General features: G+C 45.7%; 15 protein-coding genes. 8 read left to right on the top strand and 7 right to left on the bottom strand.

Annotation, left to right across the window (positions count from 1 at the left end; all coding sequences use genetic code 11):
- Nucleotides 1–19: 19 nt before the first annotated feature.
- On the bottom strand, nt 20–865 hold the full coding sequence (locus tag ACXACM_RS12260; RefSeq protein ID WP_474824328.1) for an HDOD domain-containing protein: 846 nt from the start codon (nt 863–865) through the stop codon (nt 20–22).
- A 375-nt stretch (nt 866–1,240) separates the two neighbouring features.
- On the opposite strand from ACXACM_RS12260, the gene ACXACM_RS12255 reads away from it, so the two are divergent.
- The gene (locus tag ACXACM_RS12255; RefSeq protein ID WP_474822034.1) at nt 1,241–2,479 is read left to right on the top strand and encodes a glycosyltransferase; all 1,239 of its coding nucleotides are present in this window, start codon (nt 1,241–1,243) and stop codon (nt 2,477–2,479) included.
- Nucleotides 2,480–2,484: 5 nt separating this feature from the next.
- On the opposite strand, the gene ACXACM_RS12250 is transcribed toward ACXACM_RS12255, so the two are convergent.
- Together ACXACM_RS12250 and ACXACM_RS12245 are read right to left on the bottom strand one after the other, a co-directional pair.
- Nucleotides 2,485–2,877 (bottom strand): SufE family protein, encoded by a 393-nt coding sequence (locus ACXACM_RS12250; protein WP_474822033.1) that lies wholly within the window; start codon nt 2,875–2,877, stop codon nt 2,485–2,487.
- Nucleotides 2,874–3,272 (bottom strand): DUF2750 domain-containing protein, encoded by a 399-nt coding sequence (locus tag ACXACM_RS12245; RefSeq protein ID WP_474822031.1) that lies wholly within the window; start codon nt 3,270–3,272, stop codon nt 2,874–2,876. The genes ACXACM_RS12250 and ACXACM_RS12245 overlap by 4 nt, the downstream gene beginning before the upstream one ends.
- Nucleotides 3,273–3,401: 129 nt before the next feature.
- Between ACXACM_RS12245 and ACXACM_RS12240 the strand changes: the two genes are divergently transcribed.
- Complete coding sequence (locus tag ACXACM_RS12240) at nt 3,402–4,724, top strand: hypothetical protein (RefSeq protein WP_474822030.1); 1,323 nt, start codon at nt 3,402–3,404, stop codon at nt 4,722–4,724.
- Here ACXACM_RS12240 and ACXACM_RS12235 read toward each other — a convergent pair.
- On the bottom strand, nt 4,717–7,086 hold the full coding sequence (locus ACXACM_RS12235) for a diguanylate cyclase domain-containing protein (RefSeq protein WP_474822029.1): 2,370 nt from the start codon (nt 7,084–7,086) through the stop codon (nt 4,717–4,719). The two genes, ACXACM_RS12240 and ACXACM_RS12235, sit on opposite strands and share 8 nt — an antisense overlap.
- A 27-nt stretch (nt 7,087–7,113) precedes the next feature.
- The gene (locus ACXACM_RS12230; protein ID WP_474822028.1) at nt 7,114–9,681 is read right to left on the bottom strand and encodes an HWE histidine kinase domain-containing protein; all 2,568 of its coding nucleotides are present in this window, start codon (nt 9,679–9,681) and stop codon (nt 7,114–7,116) included.
- Between ACXACM_RS12230 and ACXACM_RS12225 the strand changes: the two genes are divergently transcribed.
- From ACXACM_RS12225 to ACXACM_RS12215, 3 genes are all read left to right on the top strand, one after another.
- On the top strand, nt 9,680–10,339 hold the full coding sequence (locus ACXACM_RS12225; protein WP_474822027.1) for a biliverdin-producing heme oxygenase: 660 nt from the start codon (nt 9,680–9,682) through the stop codon (nt 10,337–10,339). The genes ACXACM_RS12230 and ACXACM_RS12225 overlap by 2 nt on opposite strands.
- A 66-nt stretch (nt 10,340–10,405) precedes the next feature.
- Nucleotides 10,406–11,215, top strand: a complete 810-nt coding sequence (xthA, locus tag ACXACM_RS12220) for an exodeoxyribonuclease III (protein WP_474822026.1) — start codon at nt 10,406–10,408, stop codon at nt 11,213–11,215.
- A 12-nt stretch (nt 11,216–11,227) separates the two neighbouring features.
- Nucleotides 11,228–11,872, top strand: a complete 645-nt coding sequence (locus ACXACM_RS12215) for an energy-coupling factor ABC transporter permease (RefSeq protein WP_474822024.1) — start codon at nt 11,228–11,230, stop codon at nt 11,870–11,872.
- Between the two features lie 57 nt (nt 11,873–11,929).
- On the opposite strand, the gene ACXACM_RS12210 is transcribed toward ACXACM_RS12215, so the two are convergent.
- Nucleotides 11,930–12,505 carry a phosphoribosyltransferase gene (locus tag ACXACM_RS12210; protein WP_474822023.1) on the bottom strand — a complete coding sequence of 192 codons (576 nt, stop codon included), beginning with the start codon at nt 12,503–12,505 and terminating at the stop codon, nt 11,930–11,932.
- A gap of 128 nt (nt 12,506–12,633) precedes the next feature.
- A complete protein-coding gene (locus ACXACM_RS12205) occupies nt 12,634–13,830 on the bottom strand; it encodes a lipoprotein-releasing ABC transporter permease subunit (protein ID WP_474822022.1) in 1,197 nt (398 codons plus the stop codon).
- 152 nt (nt 13,831–13,982) lie between these two features.
- Here ACXACM_RS12205 and ACXACM_RS12200 point away from each other — a divergent pair, with 152 nt between their 5' ends.
- Genes ACXACM_RS12200 through ACXACM_RS12190 form a run of 3 tightly spaced genes read left to right on the top strand, consistent with a single transcriptional unit; the run spans nt 13,983 to nt 19,549 of the window.
- A complete protein-coding gene (locus ACXACM_RS12200; protein ID WP_474822020.1) occupies nt 13,983–14,573 on the top strand; it encodes a PilZ domain-containing protein in 591 nt (196 codons plus the stop codon).
- Between the two features lie 51 nt (nt 14,574–14,624).
- Nucleotides 14,625–18,116 (top strand): transcription-repair coupling factor, encoded by a 3,492-nt coding sequence (gene mfd / locus ACXACM_RS12195; protein WP_474822018.1) that lies wholly within the window; start codon nt 14,625–14,627, stop codon nt 18,114–18,116.
- Complete coding sequence (locus tag ACXACM_RS12190; RefSeq protein WP_474822016.1) at nt 18,113–19,549, top strand: CsiV family protein; 1,437 nt, start codon at nt 18,113–18,115, stop codon at nt 19,547–19,549. The genes mfd and ACXACM_RS12190 overlap by 4 nt, the downstream gene beginning before the upstream one ends.
- Nucleotide 19,550 lies beyond the last annotated feature (1 nt).

Genomic DNA, 19,550 nt, shown 5'->3' with positions numbered 1-19,550 from the left:
GCATAAATGGTGTCGGCGTTTAATAGAGCATAAATGAATTGGGGTTAAACAAAGACATAACACTGATGCATTGCAAATTTGTAATGTCTAAAGCGTCTTCTAAATCTTCTTTGTTCAAAGACAAGCCTTCGTGAAGGCCAGCCGGTAAATTGTTGTAACTGGGATACACTTCGGGGTTGACGTTGTCTAACGCTAACACATAAGACAATTGCAGGATTTTTACGTCTTCATCTTCAACCCCGCTATCCGTATCGTGTATAAGTGATACAGGTCTGGCAATAGCGTCAGGAATATTCCATTTCTTAATTAGTGCAGCAGATAATTCCGCGTAAGTAAAACCTAAAATTGCCTGTTGCAATTCCGCAGGGCTAACACGGGCATTAAAAGCGAGGCAACGCTTGGCTTCCTGGGGCAGCAAGGACACCACGACCAACTCGCCAACCGAATGAAGTAAACCACATACAAACAGGCGCTCTGGCTCGCGAAGTCTTCGGCTTTCAGCAAAGTATTTTGCAAGCAATGCGCAACTAACACTCTGTTCCCAGAATTTATCGAGATCTATAATTTTTGATTCTACCCCACTAAATGCGTGGGTGATGCCGTAGGCCAGCGCTAAATCATAAGCCGAGCGTGTGCCTATAACCTGCAACGCTTTACTGATAGTCTCAATTTTATTGGGAAAACGATATAAAGAACTGTTGGAGACCTTAAGCATCTGGGACGTCAATCCGGGATCAAACGCGATGATTTCGGCGATATCATCAATGCTAGCAGCACTGTCGTCCATACACTCTTTCAATCGAATGACTGCATCGGGTAAAACAAATATGTCACTGGCTTTATCTGCAATATCTTGTAAATTCATTAACACTTGCTCCACCACTACATCGAAAAAAAATGTGTTCACGCTGTTTCAAAGAGGTTTTATTACGGATTTACTCACTGTGACTTTCCGTAAAATCCTAACACCACTATTCTCAATTACTCTCTCTTTATATAGGCTATTAACATGTCTCATGCCAGCCTTAAATCACCTTTTCACCTGAAGTATAAGTTTCTTTAATCAAGAGTTTTCTGCTCCCATCTTAGAATATCAAAAAAAACAATACTTCCTCATATCATCAATGTACCAACGTATGAAAATGAGTACGCAAAGCCTCACGATATTATCATCAGCGCTTTCACGCCGAATTTGTTACCATTTACCCTCGTTTAACCCGTTTTTGTGAAATACCTTTCAATGTCTGATACAACACCCACGGCGGTAATTATTGGTTATGTGTGGCCAGAATCTAACTCATCTGCTGCCGGGCAAAATATGATGGGAATAATCAATAGTTTTCTCACCAGGCAATGGCGTGTCATCTTTATGAGTGCCAGTAACGATTCTCCCTATGTGGATAAAATTGAGCACCCATTTTTTAGTTTCGAAACAACCGCCCTGAATTGTGAAACCTTCGACAACAGAATTGGCCATCTGCGTCCTGAGGTTGTCATATTCGACCGTTTTATGACCGAAGAGCAATTCAGTGCCCGCGTTCGGCTACAGTGTCCGGAAGCCTTTAGAATATTAAATACCGAAGATCTTCACAGTTTAAGAACCCAACGGATGGAGAGCGTAAAAAAAGGTCAACAAGCCAATATTGACACTCCGGATAACAGCGAAAAAACACACCGGGAAGTAGCGGCAATTCTGCGCAGCGACCTTACTCTTGTCATCTCATCTGCAGAGTTAACTCTACTTCAAGACGTATACAGGGTGCCGTCAAAACAGTTGTGTTTTTTACCGCTATTTTTGGGTAGTGGCCCAGAGTCTCTTAAGGAGTTTTCCAGAAGGCAAGATTTTGTATTTATTGGTAACTTTCGCCATGCCCCGAATTGGGATGCCGTCCTTGAGCTGCAGAGGCTCTGGCCATCGATTAGAAGGAAGTTACCCCAGGCAAACCTGAATATTTACGGTGCTTACCCACCTAAAAAAGCCATGGCAATGGATAATATAAAAACAGGGTTTCGAGTCCAGGGTTGGTCAGACAATGCAGCGACAACCGTTGCCGAGCACAGAGTGATGCTTGCACCTTTGCGGTTTGGCGCCGGTGTTAAAGGCAAATTAGTCCTTGCCATGCAATGCCAAACGCCTTCCGTCACGACAGACATTGGGGCGGAAGGTATTGCAGATAATGCCCAGTGGCCAGGCAGTGTTGTTGGGTCAGATAGCGACTTCGTTGATGCGGCCATAACTCTCTATACTAATGAGCAGCACTGGATTGCAGCCCAATCGAAGAGCTCGCCAATTCTTGAAAGACAGTTTGACAGTGAGAAAAATGCAGCTAATTTTCACCTTGCGCTCAACAGTGCATTAAAAGATATCGAACTGTGGCGAGCTGACCTTTTTATGCAGGGGTTATTGTGGCATCACTCATTGCGTGCCACTCAATATATGACGCAATGGATTGAAGCTAAAAATCGACCTGATCCCTGAGACTATTAACTCTGGATACCGGTGCACAAACGGTTAACCACTTGGTTGAGTCCGTTCGCTCTGGAGTCAGTGAGTACTCGTTCCAGGTTGAGGGCTGACAGGTATTGACGCAGGGAAAACGCTGTTTTTTCTGCATCCGGCCATTCAACATATTCAATAAGTAGTGCCAGCACCCCTCTCATCACTTTGGCATCTGACCACCCATAATATAATCTGGTTTCGGGGTCTTGTCTCAGCCATACTTTACTCTGGCAACCCGGCACCAAATAACGCTCAGTTTGGAAATCAGGCGACAATGCTCTCAACCGCTTTCCCGCCAGCATGATGGCCCGCAGTTTTTCATCCCACCCCCTTGCATTCATTACTGCGCCGGCTAGCGGTCCAGCCTTGTCGCTCACAGGCTTTCTTCCCGCAAACTCTCTAGTAATTCAAGGGCAGAAATTTGAATGCCTGCATCGTCCCCAGTCAAAGGGAATATGGCTATATCCGTATTATTTTTCGCTAGGCCTGGTAACCAAACTTCAATAAAGGTTTGCACGGGTATGACCTGGGCGTGGCTATTTTCCGGTATTTCCTGCCATGTATCGACAAGATCAGCATGGGGCCAGACAGGTAAACAGAGTTGATCGCCTTGTTCAATCATCACAAATCCATCACTGCCTTGGGCAAGCCAAATCTCATTGGCTTTAATGACATATTGAAGAAATAACGCCTGTCTTTCTTCGGCATTCAGGCTCGTTGCCTGCTTGATAACAACCTCTGACAGCTTAACAGTAAGGGTCTGGGGAAACATGGTATTCTCTTTCAATCGTAGTAGGCCCAGTATATCAACGAAACGATGAAAACACATTGATTGATGAATGTGGAAAACCCGTTTCACGTAATTAAAGTCCGTGCTACCCTTTGATTCTTAAAGAACTTGGTGCCAATCACAATGGTTTCTGAATACCACATCGTATCTCCTCTTCATAATAAGAATCTTCCTCTTGAAGAAGAGCAATTTAAAGAGCTTAAAAGGGCTCGCAAGCGCATATCTGCTTCATACGCTATCAATCATAAGTTTTACCTGGTCGAAGCTAATCTCAGACTTATCACTGAGGCGCTTTTGGTGTTTATGGAAAAGTATATGTCTGCTGCAAGTGCAGATGATTTGCTGCAGGCCAGTCATCGTGTAAATGCCTGTGTGAACAATTATGTGTTAAGCGCAAGAACGTACACGGCGCAACTAAAGCGGCACATTCAATCTTGTTTGCCACATGACAGAATGAAAGTGAACGAAGTTACTGAGCAAATGGAAAACGAGTATAAGCGCAGCTTTAGCTACCGCTTCGTTGAATGTCTCTACGATTACGTTTCCTACTACGGCCTTAGCATCCATGCTGTGCAAATTTCCGGCGTGGTAGCCGAGAGTCAGGGGCCTTCGCAAACCTTTTCTTTAAAAGCCTTCATAGATCGTGATTATCTTGGCGGCCCTGGCGATTTTAGAGCATCAGTGTTAAAAGAAACGCCCGCCAGAATCGAACTCATTGGTCTGTTAGAGGAGTATATGGATAGTCTCAGCGCAATTCACAATGTCGCCTTGTCCATAGTAACACCTGTGGCACAAAGCAGTGAGGCAACTATTCAGGATTATATTTACGTTTTCAGCGCCAAGCACGGCATACAGCAGAATTTATTTGTGGAGCACACTACCGGACAAGGGGAAGAAGATAAATACGACCAATTTCCAATTACGATGTACGTTGACAAAGCGCCGCAGTTTAACTCTGAGTTCAAAGGTACTGATGTGCTGCAAAAACAAATAGCAACCCCGGATGTCACCCGCTACATACCAGGGTATTGCTCATCAGAACATTTGAGTTTTAATTACTACAGGATGTCGCAATGGTTAGCACCAGGCTCACTACTGAACTGTCAGTTACCCGTTACCGTTGTTCTTTTTCCATGGCGGGGATCTATAGCAAACTTCGAAAACATTGGTCATTTCGTTGAAGCATGTAGCAAAGGCATAGGTTTAATGACTACCCTATTGCAAAATTTCACCAACAACCAAAACCAACTCGTGTACGTAGACGTCGATCACAAAGCATGCACTTTCGCATTCACCAGCGATAATACTGGTGCTTTACACGCATTTCTTGAGTCCATGACCTGCCCTGAAGCATTTTCGGTCCCAGACATTGACCTAATTGACGAAAAAGCACATGACTATGTGATCAGGAAAACGACATCACTGACTAGCTGATTTTTTTATCATACCATCTGCTGCTATTTAGTATTTCAGATAGAGATTTAGCCGAGCCGTAGTAATGCCCTTGGAAATAGTCAATATTCCAGGTACTGGCGAGCTGTTGAAATTCCGGTGAATTGATACCATCAAGCAATACCTTTTTATCCAGCGCCAGGGCAAAATTAGCGATAGCAGGAACGGCTTTGCGGTAATTGTCTTCCCCATTTTCTACCAGCGCGTCACCATCTATTTTTACAGCAAACGCACTGTCTTCTAGAAGGAAGTTCAACGAACCACTATCACTAACAAAGTCAGAAAGGTAAAAATTGAATCCGTGTTTTCGCAACGCACGAACAGTTAACTTACTTCTGTGCTCAGTTTGTTGCTGTGGTTTGATACCCAACACAAACTGATAAGCTGACACATGAAAATCTCTCACAAAAGTTGCCAATTGCTCGGCAATGGCTGGTGAGTAGATGTTTAGCAATTCACTATCAACAAAGAGTTTCACATCTTGCAAACCGCTTGTAGTGAGTAATCTGCTGGCAATACACAATTCCCGCAGCATGGTTATCCATAGCGGGTTTTGCAGGCCCTCCCTGCCTTCAGCCCGTTGCAACACTGGTATATTGCGAATAGGCTCCCCATAGCAGGAAAACTGCGCATCCAAACCCACTAGGTTTTCTTCCCTATCAAAAATAGGGCGAAACGATGTACCAATTTCATCATTTGCAATAGCTGTTTTTATGTCACTTTTTAGCGCTAAGTTGTACCTGGCTGGAGCGGGTTGTTCCTCGGAGAAAGCTAATGCCACATTTTTACCTTTTCGACGGGCCTCATGAAGCGCTGTTTCTGCGCATCTTAAAAGGTTTTCAGCAGACTGTCTGTCATTGGCAATGGCAAAACCGATACTGGCTGTTAAATCAATATCATTGCCGTTTAAAGTGTAAGGTAAAGAAAGTGCTTTGAGTAATTCTGTGGACAAAAGTGCCACATCGCCATCACCTTGATTCAACACAATGAATTTGCTGCCGCTGGGGCGGATAAGGATATCTGACTCCGGAATGGATTGTTCAATACGTGTTGCACACCCCATGAGCAGTTCATCAGCCAGTTCATGACCATACTCTTCACTTACCCGGCTTAAATTATCTACATGTATGTTTATAACCCCTCTTAACGCTTGAGAAAACACAGCTTCATCGAGCAATAAGTTGAGGTATTGTTGATTACCAGCACCGGTTAGGGCATCACTGAAAGCAAGATTTTCCAACTTGCGTTCAGCTTTTTGTAACTCGGATAAGTCAGAAATGGTGATGACATACAAATCATCGGAATGGGGCTCATCAAGCCTGGACACTGTAACAAACGCTGGAAAAACAGTATTGTTTTTTCGACGTAGCGATAGTTTATGCCGTAATACCGAAGAAGGTATTTGCTCACAAGACGACAATACCGAATCTGGAATACCGAGGTCATTCAATGTCAGGGGTGGTTGTTCGTTTTCAAACCCCAGTAATCTGTACAGGGAGCGGTTTCCCTGAGTGACGTGATAGGAAGCATTAAGTATCGCGACGCCCTCGGCCAGCTGATCAAGGATAATAGAAGAGAGTCGTAACTTCCTGCTGGTTACCTGTTTCTCGGTAACATCTACAACCGCGCCAATAGTAACGTGTTCATCGGCAATAGACACTTCTGAAAACAACACGTCTAGCCAACATTCATTCCCCTGTTCATCTTTTGGCACCCTGATTGTTTTTCTCAGGCAGGACTGTGATTGCATGTCTGCTAACACAGCGTCTTTATCTTCCTCATTAAAAAGAGACAAAAATTGGGCTACAGTGGTTTCCGTTCCCCCGCCCAAACGGTGTTTCAAGCTTGCTGCACCTGTGTAAGTGAATCGGCTCCCGCTCTCATCGAGCTCAAAAATACCCGCGTCTGCCGCTTCAGCAGCTAACCTGAAACGCGCCTCCGCTCCTTTCAACGCCGACTCTAGCTCAAAACGCTTTAGTGCCGTCTCGCAACTTACCTTAATCGTTTTATGATCAAAAGGTTTGACAATATAGCCGTAAGGAGACGTATCAAGGGCAGCAGACAACACACCGTCATCGGAAAATGACGTGGTGTAAATCAGTGGTATGTGGTGCTGGCTTCTAATTTTTTTAGCCGCATTTATACCATTGCCGCCCTCACCTAAGTGAATATCCATTAATATAAGTTCTGGCTGCAACCCATCCACCATTTCTACAGCCTGTCCTTCCGAACGCGCAAGGCCAACGACATTGGCCCCCATATCGGCCAACTCTCTCGCCAGATAGGTTGCGGCAATGGTCGTATCTTCGACAATTAGTACGCGTTTATCGGTAAGTAAACTCATATTTCTCCACAAACTCAGTCAGTCTGCTTAATTCAATAATTCAACAAGCGCGTCTGTTAGCGCAGAGTCGGAAACGGGCTTGGTCAATACGGGTATATCACGGAGTGTGTCAGGAAGTATCAAATCCTCGCCGTAACCACTGATAATGATAACGGGAACACCTTTACGTCTCACTTCTTCAATTAATTCAAAGGTTGTTTCTCTGCCGAGGTGCACATCGAAAAGGGCTAACTCCGGGGTTCGCCTTTCAAAGCTTTGACGCGCCGTTTCTAAACTACCTGCAATACTAACACTTTCAACATGCATTCTCTTCAGCTTTTTCTGCATATCTAACGCGATGACCAGGCTGTCTTCTACGATAATCGCCTCCTGAATTAATCCTGTTGACGGCATCACAGGCGCGGTAGTTTGGGGGACACGAGCACTTTTGTCCGTATTTTCTTTATCGAAATGTAAAAAACGAGAAGGTACTGTAAAAGTCGCTTTTAACCCTGTAGGAGCAAAGTCAATATCCGCCTGTCCGTCAAGTTCATGAGGAACAACACTTCTAATCATTGTCAGCCCAAAACTCTCTCGCTCTGGCGGCGATACGGGCGGCCCACCCCGCTCTTCCCATTTGATGACGAGCTCGCTTTTCTCATTGTTGTACCAGTTCACGTACACCGTACCTTTATTTTTAGAATCAGAAAGCGCGCCATATTTGGCTGCGTTAGTGAACATTTCGTGCATAACCAAAACCAGCGGCGTAGCGGCGTAGGGTGAAATTAACACGTCATCACCGTCGAGCTCGATCTCGCTGTTAACGTTAATGTAAGCCTGAATTTCCGTTTGCAGCATTTTTAGAAAGGACACTTCCGACCATTCAGACGCCGTCAACTGATCATGTGCTGAGGCAAGTGCCACCAGTCTTCCTGTAAGTACGGCAATAAATTCACTTAAGCTTCTGTCTTTCTGCTCTGTTTGCGCTACGATGGCATTAACCAGATTTAAAATATTGCGTACCCGGTGATTGAGCTCAGAGATAAGAATTTCTTGTTTCCTGCTCGCTTGCAGCATCAGCTCATCGCGCTCGTGAGCATGTCTGATAATGACTTCCAACAAGGTAACCCGCAATGACTCGGCATCCTGCAGTGATTGTTCAGTCCATTCGTGGCAACTGTCGTTATGGGTCTGCTTCCACAATTCAAAACTGCCTCTGGGCATTAATCGCGCGCCATTTGGACCAAGAGATACTGGTTTCTCTGGGTTGCCCGCCCAATTTACCGTTTTGGTTTGTGGTTTCCTGTAAAATAACAAGTAATCCCGCGGACTTTTAGACAATGGGATGGCCAGTACGCCGGCTATACCATTGTCATCTGTCTGGTAGCAATCAATTACTGCGGCCAGACTTTCTATTGGCGCAACCTCACTTGCCGCCAGGACATTGAGTTTACGACAAACTATTTTTAGCATCTCTGTATTTAAGCAAGAACCATCATTTTTAGCCTGGCCATCAAAAACCACGCTCATTCCATCACACGGAATAAGGTTTCGCAGTACCGGGAATTGACTGGCTATCATATCTCGCAGCGAGCCAGAAGACGGCATAGTCGCTAGCAACTGGTTGTGAACATTTCGCGCCTGTGTCCGTTCTATATCTTGTTCTCGTGCCAAGCGGGAAGACAATTCCAACGCAAAAACTTCGGCAAACATTTCAAGTTCAGTGCGCATAAAATAGGAAGGAATTTTCTCACTGTAGTGATGACAGGCGAATAAACCCCACAGCTTTCCATTAACCACAATCGAAACAGACATGGAAGCATTTACTCCCATGTTTTTAAGGTATTCAATGTGGATTGGTGAAACGGCTCTTAATGTGGAAAATGACAAATCTAACGGTTGGGTTTTATTCTGGTTTGCAGGTTGAATTGGTACCACTGTATCTTCGACGTTGCCAATAACTCTGAGCAAGTTTTTTATATACAACGCCCTTGCTTGTTTTGGGATATCCGATGCAGGATAACGAAGGCCAAGAAAAGATTCTAATTCAAAGCGTTTGCTTTCAGCGATGACTTCACCAGCGCCATCCGGTAAAAACTGGTAGACCATAACGCGATCATAGCCGCTGATGAGTTGAATTTGTTGTGCCACCATCTCAATGAGGTGACTGCTATCTTTAGCGCGATAAAATTGCGTCAGCAACGACCTGACAAATTGTTCAGGGTCTTTTGTAGGGCTGAAGATTTCTTCACACTCCACAACAATATAATCGCCGTTGTGGTGAACTGAAATGTCCACTCGCTTACCGGTTGCCACAATTTTCCGGTTGAAGAGGCGCTCATTTCTACGGGTAATCATGGCTGATTGCAGCGCTGACCTAATGTCGTGAATGGTTCCGCGATCGAACCACTTTTTCAGAGGCTCACCCAATACCTCCTGCCACTCACAATCCAAATAATACGAGGTATTCTCGGAGCAATACGCAATAAGCCAATCAGATTGCAGTGCCAATAAAAACCCGAAAGACTGCACACTGCCTAACAAGTGTATTGGTTCGCGGTCGCAGGTTGTTAAATCGACCTCAACGTCAGGGGCGACTTCATCGCGGTTTGTCATGAATGGCACCTCTGATTGCGGTATGATGTACACTGAAATTTACTTACCGCCAGAATATCAGAACAACTCATTGATGAATATAAATAAACTATTTTCTTACCTAAAAGAAGATACAGCTGAAGCTCACCATGCACTTGAAAATACTTACCCATTTTCCCAGCAAATGAACAAAAAGACTTTTACAGCAGAAAGTTATCTGGCGAGCTTGCACACTTTACTGGCCTTCCACAACTATGCGACTCCGTTTGTGCGCGCCCTGCCCAACTCGTTAGCCGAGCTAAACAAAGTCAGCGCTGTGATACCTGCATTAAAGGCCGATATCAACGCCTTGGCATCGGCGCCGCTACCAACATTTACCTTTGTAGGCCCCAAAATGCCGGTAACCCCCGAATCACAACTCGCTTGTGCCTACGTATGGATAGGCTCTTCGATGGGCGCACGTATCATTTCTCGCTGGATGACTAAGGAAAACCTCCAATTACCCATTAATTATTACGCTGCCATGACATCAGTAGGCACAGGTTGGACAGAGTTTCGCGAGCAGGCTGTTGAGTATGCACAGGGCCACGAGGTTGATATTCACCAGGTAAGTCAGTTCGCGAATCAGTTGTTTTTTGGGTTGATGGATACGGCGAAAGCCAATTGGCCCAGTGAGTGAAAAAGTTTTAATGGTTTATCAGTATGCGATTAGCGTACACACAGTTTACAGTAGAGGAATTATTGAATGAAAATTGTATCGTTTAACATCAACGGGATCAGAGCTCGCTTGCACCAGCTTGCTGCACTAATAGAAAAGCACCAACCTGATGTCATCGGCTTACAGGAAATAAAAGTGCACAACGAACAGTTCCCACTGGAAGCGGTAAAGGAGTTGGGTTATCACGTTTTCTATCACGGTCAAAAAAGTCACTATGGTGTAGCCATGCTTACCAAGCAGGCGCCAGTTGATGTACAGCTGGGTTTCCCCACCGACGACGAAGATGCACAACGACGAATGATTATGGTTACGCTTACCGATAAGCATGATAAGCCAGTGCGGATCCTCAACGGCTATTTTCCCCAGGGAGAAAACGAAAAGCACGAAACAAAGTATCCTGCGAAACGGAAGTTTTATGCTGATTTAATGGGTTATTTGGCTGAACACCACAATCCAGATGACAATGTGGTAATCATGGGTGATCTCAATATTTCTCCGCAAGACAATGACATCGGCATTGGAGAAGACAATAAAAAACGCTGGCTTAGGACCGGAAAATGTTCATTCCTGCCTGAAGAAAGAGAATGGATTACAACGCTTTACAAGTGGGGACTTACCGATAGTTTTCGGGCACTAAACCCTGATACAGATGATAAATTTAGCTGGTTCGATTATCGCTCCAAAGGCTTTAATGATAATCGGGGCTTGCGTATTGACCATATACTGGCCACTGATAGTGTGCACAAAAACTTGTTGGAAACTGGCATTGACTATGAACTTCGCGGTATTGAGAAGCCATCAGACCATGCTCCAATTTGGGCAACATACGATATGTAACAAGAGGCTGCCGTGACCACAATTCAAACATGGAGTTTGCTCATCTATGCAATTGTTCTGTTCAAGATCACAATCTCCGTATCATGGACAGCACTGATCGGTGATAAAAGTCGGCAGCACGTTATTTTTGGCTTTACCGCCATAGTATTTTTCTTGTGGATATTTAGAGCTGGCATTTACACAGGTCTTTCCGTGCACTTTTTATGGCTCTCGGCCCTGGTACTCACTCTGGGGTTTCGATGGGCATGCCTGTCAGCGAGTATCGCGCTGCTCGGTATTACAGCTACTGGCGCCGACAGCTGGGAAATGATTGGCACAAATGGCTTAGTAGGCGTAGTCATGCCTATATCGGTCACCTACCTGATTTATATGATTGCTTTTCACCGCATCCCTCGCAATGTTTTCGTATACATATTTGTTTGCGCCTTCTTGCCTGGCGCATTGGTTATCGCCATGAAGATGGGGTTACTGGGTGCAGTTTATTTTACTGAGGGCATTTACGATTGGACAACTGTGCGGGATAACTATCTCATACTCATTCCATTATTATTATTCCCTGAAGGCCTGCTTAACGGAATGACAATGACGCTACTGGTGGTATACAAACCACACTGGGTAGTTACCTTTCACGACAAGTTTTATATTGCAGGAAAGTAGTAATAAACCGCGAAGTGTAAATGGATATCGCGAAGAGTTAGCGCTGTAAAAGCCGGTTTACAACTCCGGCTTTTTATCGAATAAAACATCCATTACGCCAGCGAGTTCGGTTTTACCTTCACGAATTTCCTCTTCGCTCAAACCGGCAATTTCATGAGGAAATACTAACCACTCATCACTCTTATTCACGAAGTAGTCTGGTTTGATGTCTGTTTTGTTGTTTTGCGGTTTATACCATGGGCACGCAATGCGAATGTCCTTAGGCATATTTAAACGCATGAGTTTTTTCACTTGTTTAATAAGCGCATCAACACTGCGCCCCGAATCAAACACATCATCCACAATCAATAATTTGTCTTCGGCATTGGCATTCTCTACAAGATAATGTAAACCATGCACCCGTATTTCTTTCGACTGCTTATTAATTCCGTAGTAAGAAGACGTTCTTACGGCGATGTGATCAGTAGAGGTATTTTTAAATTCGAAAAACTCTTGTACCGCGATGCCAATAGGCGCTCCACCTCGCCAAATCCCAATAATAAAATCAGGTCTGAAGCCATCTTCATAGACCATGGCCGCCAGCCGAAATGAGTCTTCAAGTAAAGATTGAGAGGTAATAAAGTTTTTATTCATATCGTCTTTCCGACCACCTGATTTAAAGGCGCGAGTATAGAGAAATTTGCCCGTTAATGCACGTTTAATTCACCAACTGGTCAAACAGATTATCAATATATTCCTGGCTGCCAGCACTTATTATTTAGCTAGTCGTTTTGCAGTGCAGAAGCGGGTTGAACTCTCATTGCCCGGTAAGCGGGATAGATACTCGCCACAAGACATAGCACCAGTGAAAACGCGGTAACTGTCACAACCTGATGCCAACGAAGATCAATGGGGATCCCATGGCCATCAACGGATAATGCAAGGTTAATCTGCAACAGATCCAGGATATTGTTTAACTGAAGTGTTATCCCTACTCCTAAGATTAACCCTGCCAGGGCACCTTTGATACCGTTGAAAATACCGTTCAATACAAAAACAAGCATGACATAACCCGGCGCCATTCCCTGAGTTTGCAAAATTGCAATATCCCCTTGTTTTTCAGTTACCACCATAACAAGGGCCGAGACAATGTTAAATGCTGCCACCGCAATCACCAACAGCAACATCATAAACATCATGTTTTTTTCCATCTTAACTGCATCGAACAACGGCCCTTGCCGTTCGCGCCAGTTATCACTGGAAAAACCTTCTGCATCAAGCTGTGATATTACTTGTTGGTAGTTAAATGCGTCTGAAAGAAATAACCGGGTGTCTGAAGGTGATCCGGGTGCTTGTCGCATCAGTCGTTTCAGGTCGTCCAAAGCCATAAAAATGACCTTATCGTCCATTTGCGACCCTACGGCATAAAAGCCAGACACGGTGACTAAGCGCTGACTGGGAATTCGACCAAGGGGAGTGTATATGCTCGCCCCTGCAACCATAAGGCGCAGCCTGTCACCAACACGAATGTCCAATTGTATGGCTAAGGCGCGGCCAATAATTACGTTAAAGCTTCCGGGCGCGAGAGACGCCAGATCACCTGTAACCAAATTATCGGCAACGATGCTGTGTTCCATGGATGCAGGCACAACGCCCTGAATACGCATACCTCGCAAACCGGTGCGGGCTTGCAGTACACCTTCCGTTTCCGCAAAAGCCATTTTACTACGGACGCCGGGAAATTGGGTTTCATCAAAAGTATCGGGGGCAGTATGCACAACAATTTGCGGAACAATTCCCAAAATTCGCTGTTTAAGCTGCCCTTCAAAACCATTCATTACAGACAAAACAATGATAAGAGACATTAAGCCAAGTGCGATGCCCGCTACTGAAAACAGGTTGATAAAAGAGACGAAACTATTTTGCTTGTCTGCCGTGGCGTAACGGAGAGCTAAAAAAGCAGGGACAGGTTGAAACATGAAGACTCACAAATAGTTTTAAGGCGAAGAATATACGCCTGCAAGAAAATACGCGCTACGGTAAATCCGGTGATTGCAGTTTGCCGTATTAGTAAAGTGGCTATAGTACGTGTAAGCTTAGTGACGTACAAGATTGATGTAGCAGGTAATTAATGGACACGCTGACGCTGGCAGAAAAACAAGCACAATTCGACGAATTTTTCATGATTGCCCATGATATTCCGGTAAATGTAAATCTCATTGGCCACGATGCCCCAGTCCCCTCGCCCAATGACCTGGAAAATGTGATGCCATATGCGTTCCGTATAGCCGGTGAGATGGCAGCCATAGAAGCGCAAGCGCTTCGCCCATTGCGTAACCTTGGCGATCAGGCAGCCGCCTTAACTGATTATCTAAATCACCAGGCTCGCAAAATAGATCTTATGATGTCTTACATTCTGCAGCAACAAGACGATGAAAAACTTCGTTTTTCTTCAATTAAATTTGGCGGAGGCGGTGTGGTAGTAGAATCGACAACACCCATGGAACCTGGCTGTATTGCAGAGCTTAAAATGTTCCTCACTGAAGAAGCGGCGGCGGTATTTTGTTTCGGTGAAGTTATTACTTGCCACCAGCACGAAGATAGCTACCATATAGCTTTTATTTTTCGCAGCATTCGGGAACAGGATCAGGAGTTACTGGTTCGCGCCAGTCTACACTTACAAACCCAACAGCTAAGACAGCGTTCCCAGGAAAAGCGTTAGGTATAACCAACCGGGACAGAATCTTAATCACGCCAATATACTCAGGGTGACATGACAGCAACAATTTTATCTTTACCTTTCCCTAAAGAGAGGAAAACCAACGGTCCCAACGACCATAAACAGTGGGGCCAGTTAGCAGGAAGTAGTCAGGCACTGGCGGTGAGCCAGGCTTACCGACAACACGATGGCCCGGTTGTGTTAATCACCGCTGACACCCCATCGGCGATGAGATTACAGCGCGAGATCAGCTACTTTCTGGATAACGACAGGTCCGTTGCTACCCTGTTCCCGGACTGGGAAACCCTCCCCTACGATATGTTTTCCCCGCATCAGGATATTGTCTCCCAGCGGATGGAAACCCTGTATCGAATGACAAACGATCGGCGCGGTATTTTTATAGTGCCGATAAATACCTTGATGCAACGTTTAGCGCCGGTAGATTACTTAAATAAGTATCTGCTGATGCTTCACAAGGGTGAAACACTGGATAGAGATCAATTCAGACGCAACCTGGAGCAAGCCGGCTATTTACACGTGAATCAGGTAATGAGTCACAGCGAATTTTCCATTCGGGGCTCTATCATTGATCTATACCCGATGGGAAGTGACAGGCCGTTTCGCCTGGACCTATTTGACGACGAAATTGACTCCATTCGCTATTTTGAACCGGAAAGTCAGCGCTCTACCGATGCGGTAAATGAAATACGCCTGTTGCCCGCGAGGGAATTCCCCACCGACAAACCGGCTATCAGTCTGTTTCGCACCCAGTACCTTGAACGTTTTGATGCCAGCAATGTTCAGGAATCTGTACTCAATCAGGTATCTAAAGGAACGATGCCAGGTGGTATTGAATACTACTTACCCTTGTTTTTTGAACAAACGGCAACGCTTTTTGATTACCTTCATCCTCGCTCACTCCTGTTGCTTCACGGTGATATCAATGATGCCAGTGACTTTTTTTGGGCAGACGTGAGTGAAAGATACGAACAGCGTCGTTACGACAAAAGTCGGCCATTATTGGCACCGGAAGATCTTTTCCTGCCCGTTAACAAACTCTTTGAACATATAAAAACCTGGCCCCGGGCTTCGCTCAACACTGACTACCTTGAAGATAAACCCGGGCGCACAAACTTGGGCTGCCCTAGCCTTAAAGATATCGCCTTTAATCAGCAGAAGAAGCAGCCGGCTGCAGCACTGTTAGAAAAGATGAAAGCCGCCCGCAATAGCGGCAGCCGGGTGTTGTTTTGCGCTGAAACCCAGGGTCGTCGCGAAAATCTTAAAGAATTGCTGGCTAAAGCCTCGGTTAAACCACAGTTGGTCAATTCCTTCAGTGAGTTTGTTGAAGGCAACATGGCGGTCGCTATTACCATTGGTTTAGTTGAAAACAGTTTCACATGGCAACGCAAAGAAGGTGATATTCTCTTTATCACCGAAACTGAACTTCTCGGCAATAAAGTCAGTCAACGACGCCTGCGTGACAAGCGGCAAGCCACTGATGAAAGTGCAATCATTCGCAACCTGGCGGAACTGACACTTGGCCAGCCAGTGGTTCATTTCGACCATGGTGTCGGTCGTTACATCGGATTGCAAACCCTCGATGCAGGGGGCGTTACCACTGAGTACCTGTGCATTGAATACGCAAAACAATCAAAACTCTATGTGCCCGTTGCCTCTTTGCACCTTATTTCCCGCTACACTGGGGGCGATGTTGATCACGCTCCCTTACACTCTCTGGGTTCAGATGCCTGGACTAAAGCGAAACAAAAAGCCGCAGAAAAAGTCCGTGATGTAGCAGCTGAGCTACTCAATGTCTATGCAAAACGGGCGGCAAAACCCGGCTACGCTTACGATATACAATGGGAAGAATATCAGAGTTTCGCCGACAGTTTTCCCTTTGAGGAAACACCAGACCAGGTTCAGGCAATTAACGCCGTCATTCAGGACATGGGCTCCCCACAGGCTATGGACAGATTGGTCTGCGGTGATGTGGGCTTTGGCAAAACAGAAGTTGCCATGCGTGCCGCATTTCTTGCTGCTAACCACGGCAAGCAGGTTGCTATTCTGGTACCCACGACACTGTTGGCTCAACAACATTATGAAAACTTCAAAGACCGCTTTGCCAGTTGGCCTTTTAACATTCAGGTGATGAGCCGATTTGTTAGCGGCAAAGCACAAAAAGCGACGGTAGATGGCATTGCCGAGGGCACGGTGGATATTGTTGTAGGTACCCACAAACTATTGAGCAACGATATTCGATTTAAAGATTTAGGCCTGGTGATTATTGATGAAGAGCACCGTTTCGGGGTGCGACAAAAAGAGAAGTTTAAATCGCTACGGGCCGATGTAGATATCCTGACACTCACAGCAACCCCTATTCCGCGAACGCTGAATATGGCTCTCTCTGGTATGCGCGACCTTTCCATTATCGCCACCCCGCCTGCGCGACGTCTGTCTATTAAGACCTTTGTACAGCAAAGAAACCATAGTGTTATCCGCGAAGCGGTTATGCGCGAAATACTCCGCGGTGGACAGGTGTATTTTCTTCACAACGAAGTCGATAGTATTGAAAAAACCGCCAGTGAAGTGGCTGAAATTGTTCCAGAAGCCCGCATTGCTATTGGCCACGGACAGATGCGAGAGCGCGAGTTGGAAACGGTAATGAGTGACTTCTACCACCAGCGCTACAATGTGCTGGTGTGTACAACCATTATCGAAACGGGCATCGATGTTCCCACAGCCAATACCATCATTATGGATAGAGCCGATCACCTGGGTCTGGCACAACTACATCAGCTTCGCGGGCGTGTTGGTCGCTCGCACCATCAGGCTTATGCCTATTTATTGACCCCACACCCCAAGCGAATGACCAAAGACGCCGCGAAGCGTCTTGACGCCATTTCTCAACTGGAAGATCTCGGTGCAGGCTTTGCACTCGCCACCCACGATTTAGAGATCCGCGGCGCCGGTGAACTATTAGGTGATGACCAGTCAGGGCAAATCGCTTCCATTGGGTTCAGTTTGTATATGGATATGCTGGATCAAGCGGTAACCGCATTAAAAGACGGTAAAGAGCCCAGCCTTGATGAAGCGTCAGCCAATCATACTGAAATTGAATTGCGCATCCCTGCACTATTACCTGATGACTACATCGCCGACGTGAATCAGCGATTATCCTTGTACAAGCAACTGGCGAGTTGTCAAAGCAAGGAAGCCATAGATGAATTTCAGGTAGAGTGTATCGACCGGTTCGGTTTGTTACCCGTTCCAGCCAAACAACTAATAAAAGTTGCTGAATTGAAACTGGTGGCGAAATCTTTGGGTATTAACAAAATTGATGTCACCAGTGTCGGTGGTACCATTGAGTTTAAGGAAAATACCCCCGTTGACCCTGGATTTATTATTCAGTTGGTTCAAACACGCTCAGATACATTCAAATTTGAAGGCAGCCAGAAACTCAGGCTGGTAAAGAAAACAGACAGCGCTAAAGAAAGGCTGGATATGGTCGAAACCGTGTTAAACGATTTTGCCAAGGAGGTTCGATGATCGCGAAGTTATGCAGATTTGTTGCCCCACTATTAGTGGTATTGTCGACCTCTTCAGCCCATGCAGCTGAAGACTGGTGGTTTGACGTGGAAGTCATTGTATTCGATCGTAATATGGGGATAGATGACCTTGCGGAGCAATTTAAAGCACCGTCAAAATTAACGCCAGCGGTGGCCGATCTCAATCTCATCGATCAGTACCTTCGCCCGAATATCAGCTTTCTAAAGCAAGGGCTGGCGGTATGCGGAAAACCACAAAACCCACTGTGGATGAACAAACCATCTTTAGAGGACATAACCAAGCAATATCAACAGTGGCAACTATCGCAAATGAACGGGATAGCAGGCGCTGAAGCGGACGTGTCCGACACCCAGCAAGGCAACCCTATACTGGGTTCAGTCGAGGGTAATAGTATAAATGAAGAGCTGCAGTCTTCATTGGCAGCAGGTGAACCACCAGAACCCCAAGAGCTGACAGAGATTGATACAGATAGTACTGAGGTTGACGATATTCCCATCGTCCCACCCGTTTTAGCAGAAGACATCGCATCATACTGGGTCGCATTTTCTGGTATCAACGACTTCAGTCCTGTGTCTGTCCCTTCCTTTTCGTTTTGCGAGCCAGACACGCCCTGGATGCAGATAGATCACATGACTCAACAATGGCAAATCGCTAAGCCGAACAACAGCTTGCCCGCGCCAAAGCACATACCTGAGTTTCTCGATGGCAGAGACTGGCCGCGCAGCTCAAGTGCGCATTTATTGCCATATGACGCCTTAGAACTCACTGATCTCTCCCGTCAAATCAGGCAAACCAGGGGCTTAAACCGTCTTCTTCACATCGCGTGGCGTCAACCAGTTAAGTTTGGAGAAGAAAGTGCATATACGATGCGCATTAGCGCCGGCGATAATTACGCAGCGTTATTTGATATAAATGGTATACCTCTTCCCGTTGAAAATAGCACCTCACAGCCGGTCTCCCCTTCCGCTGACGCCATGGAAGAAGACCCCGAACTCACTTTGCAACAGAACGATTTTTTTGCTGAGTTAAACGCTGCACTTGAGGAAACAACCCCACTGTCGCTGCAGGACATAACAGAATCCAACTTGGAAGTTACGGAAGTAAAAAAATCCGTTGCTCAGGCTAAGGAAGGCGATAATCTCGCAATCTGGCAGCTCGATGGATACCTGAAGGTATACTTGAAATACATTAACCGCGTTCCGTATTTGCATATCGACAGTGATATGCAGTATCGCAGTCCGTCAACACACGCAGAAGCCGATGCTGGAAGTGTCAATGAAACAGTATTAAAAAGTGTACCGTTTACGCAAAAAAGACGGGTGATCAGCAAGCAAATTCATTACTTTGATCACCCTCTATTTGGCATGGTGGTGGAAATAAGACGCCACCAGCGCCCTGCGGCAACGAAGTAAT

This window comes from Alteromonas sp. AWQ4_252 (assembly GCF_056158205.1).
The sequence above is the reverse complement of the archived record's forward strand: the minus strand, read 5'-3'. Positions and strand labels throughout refer to the sequence as shown.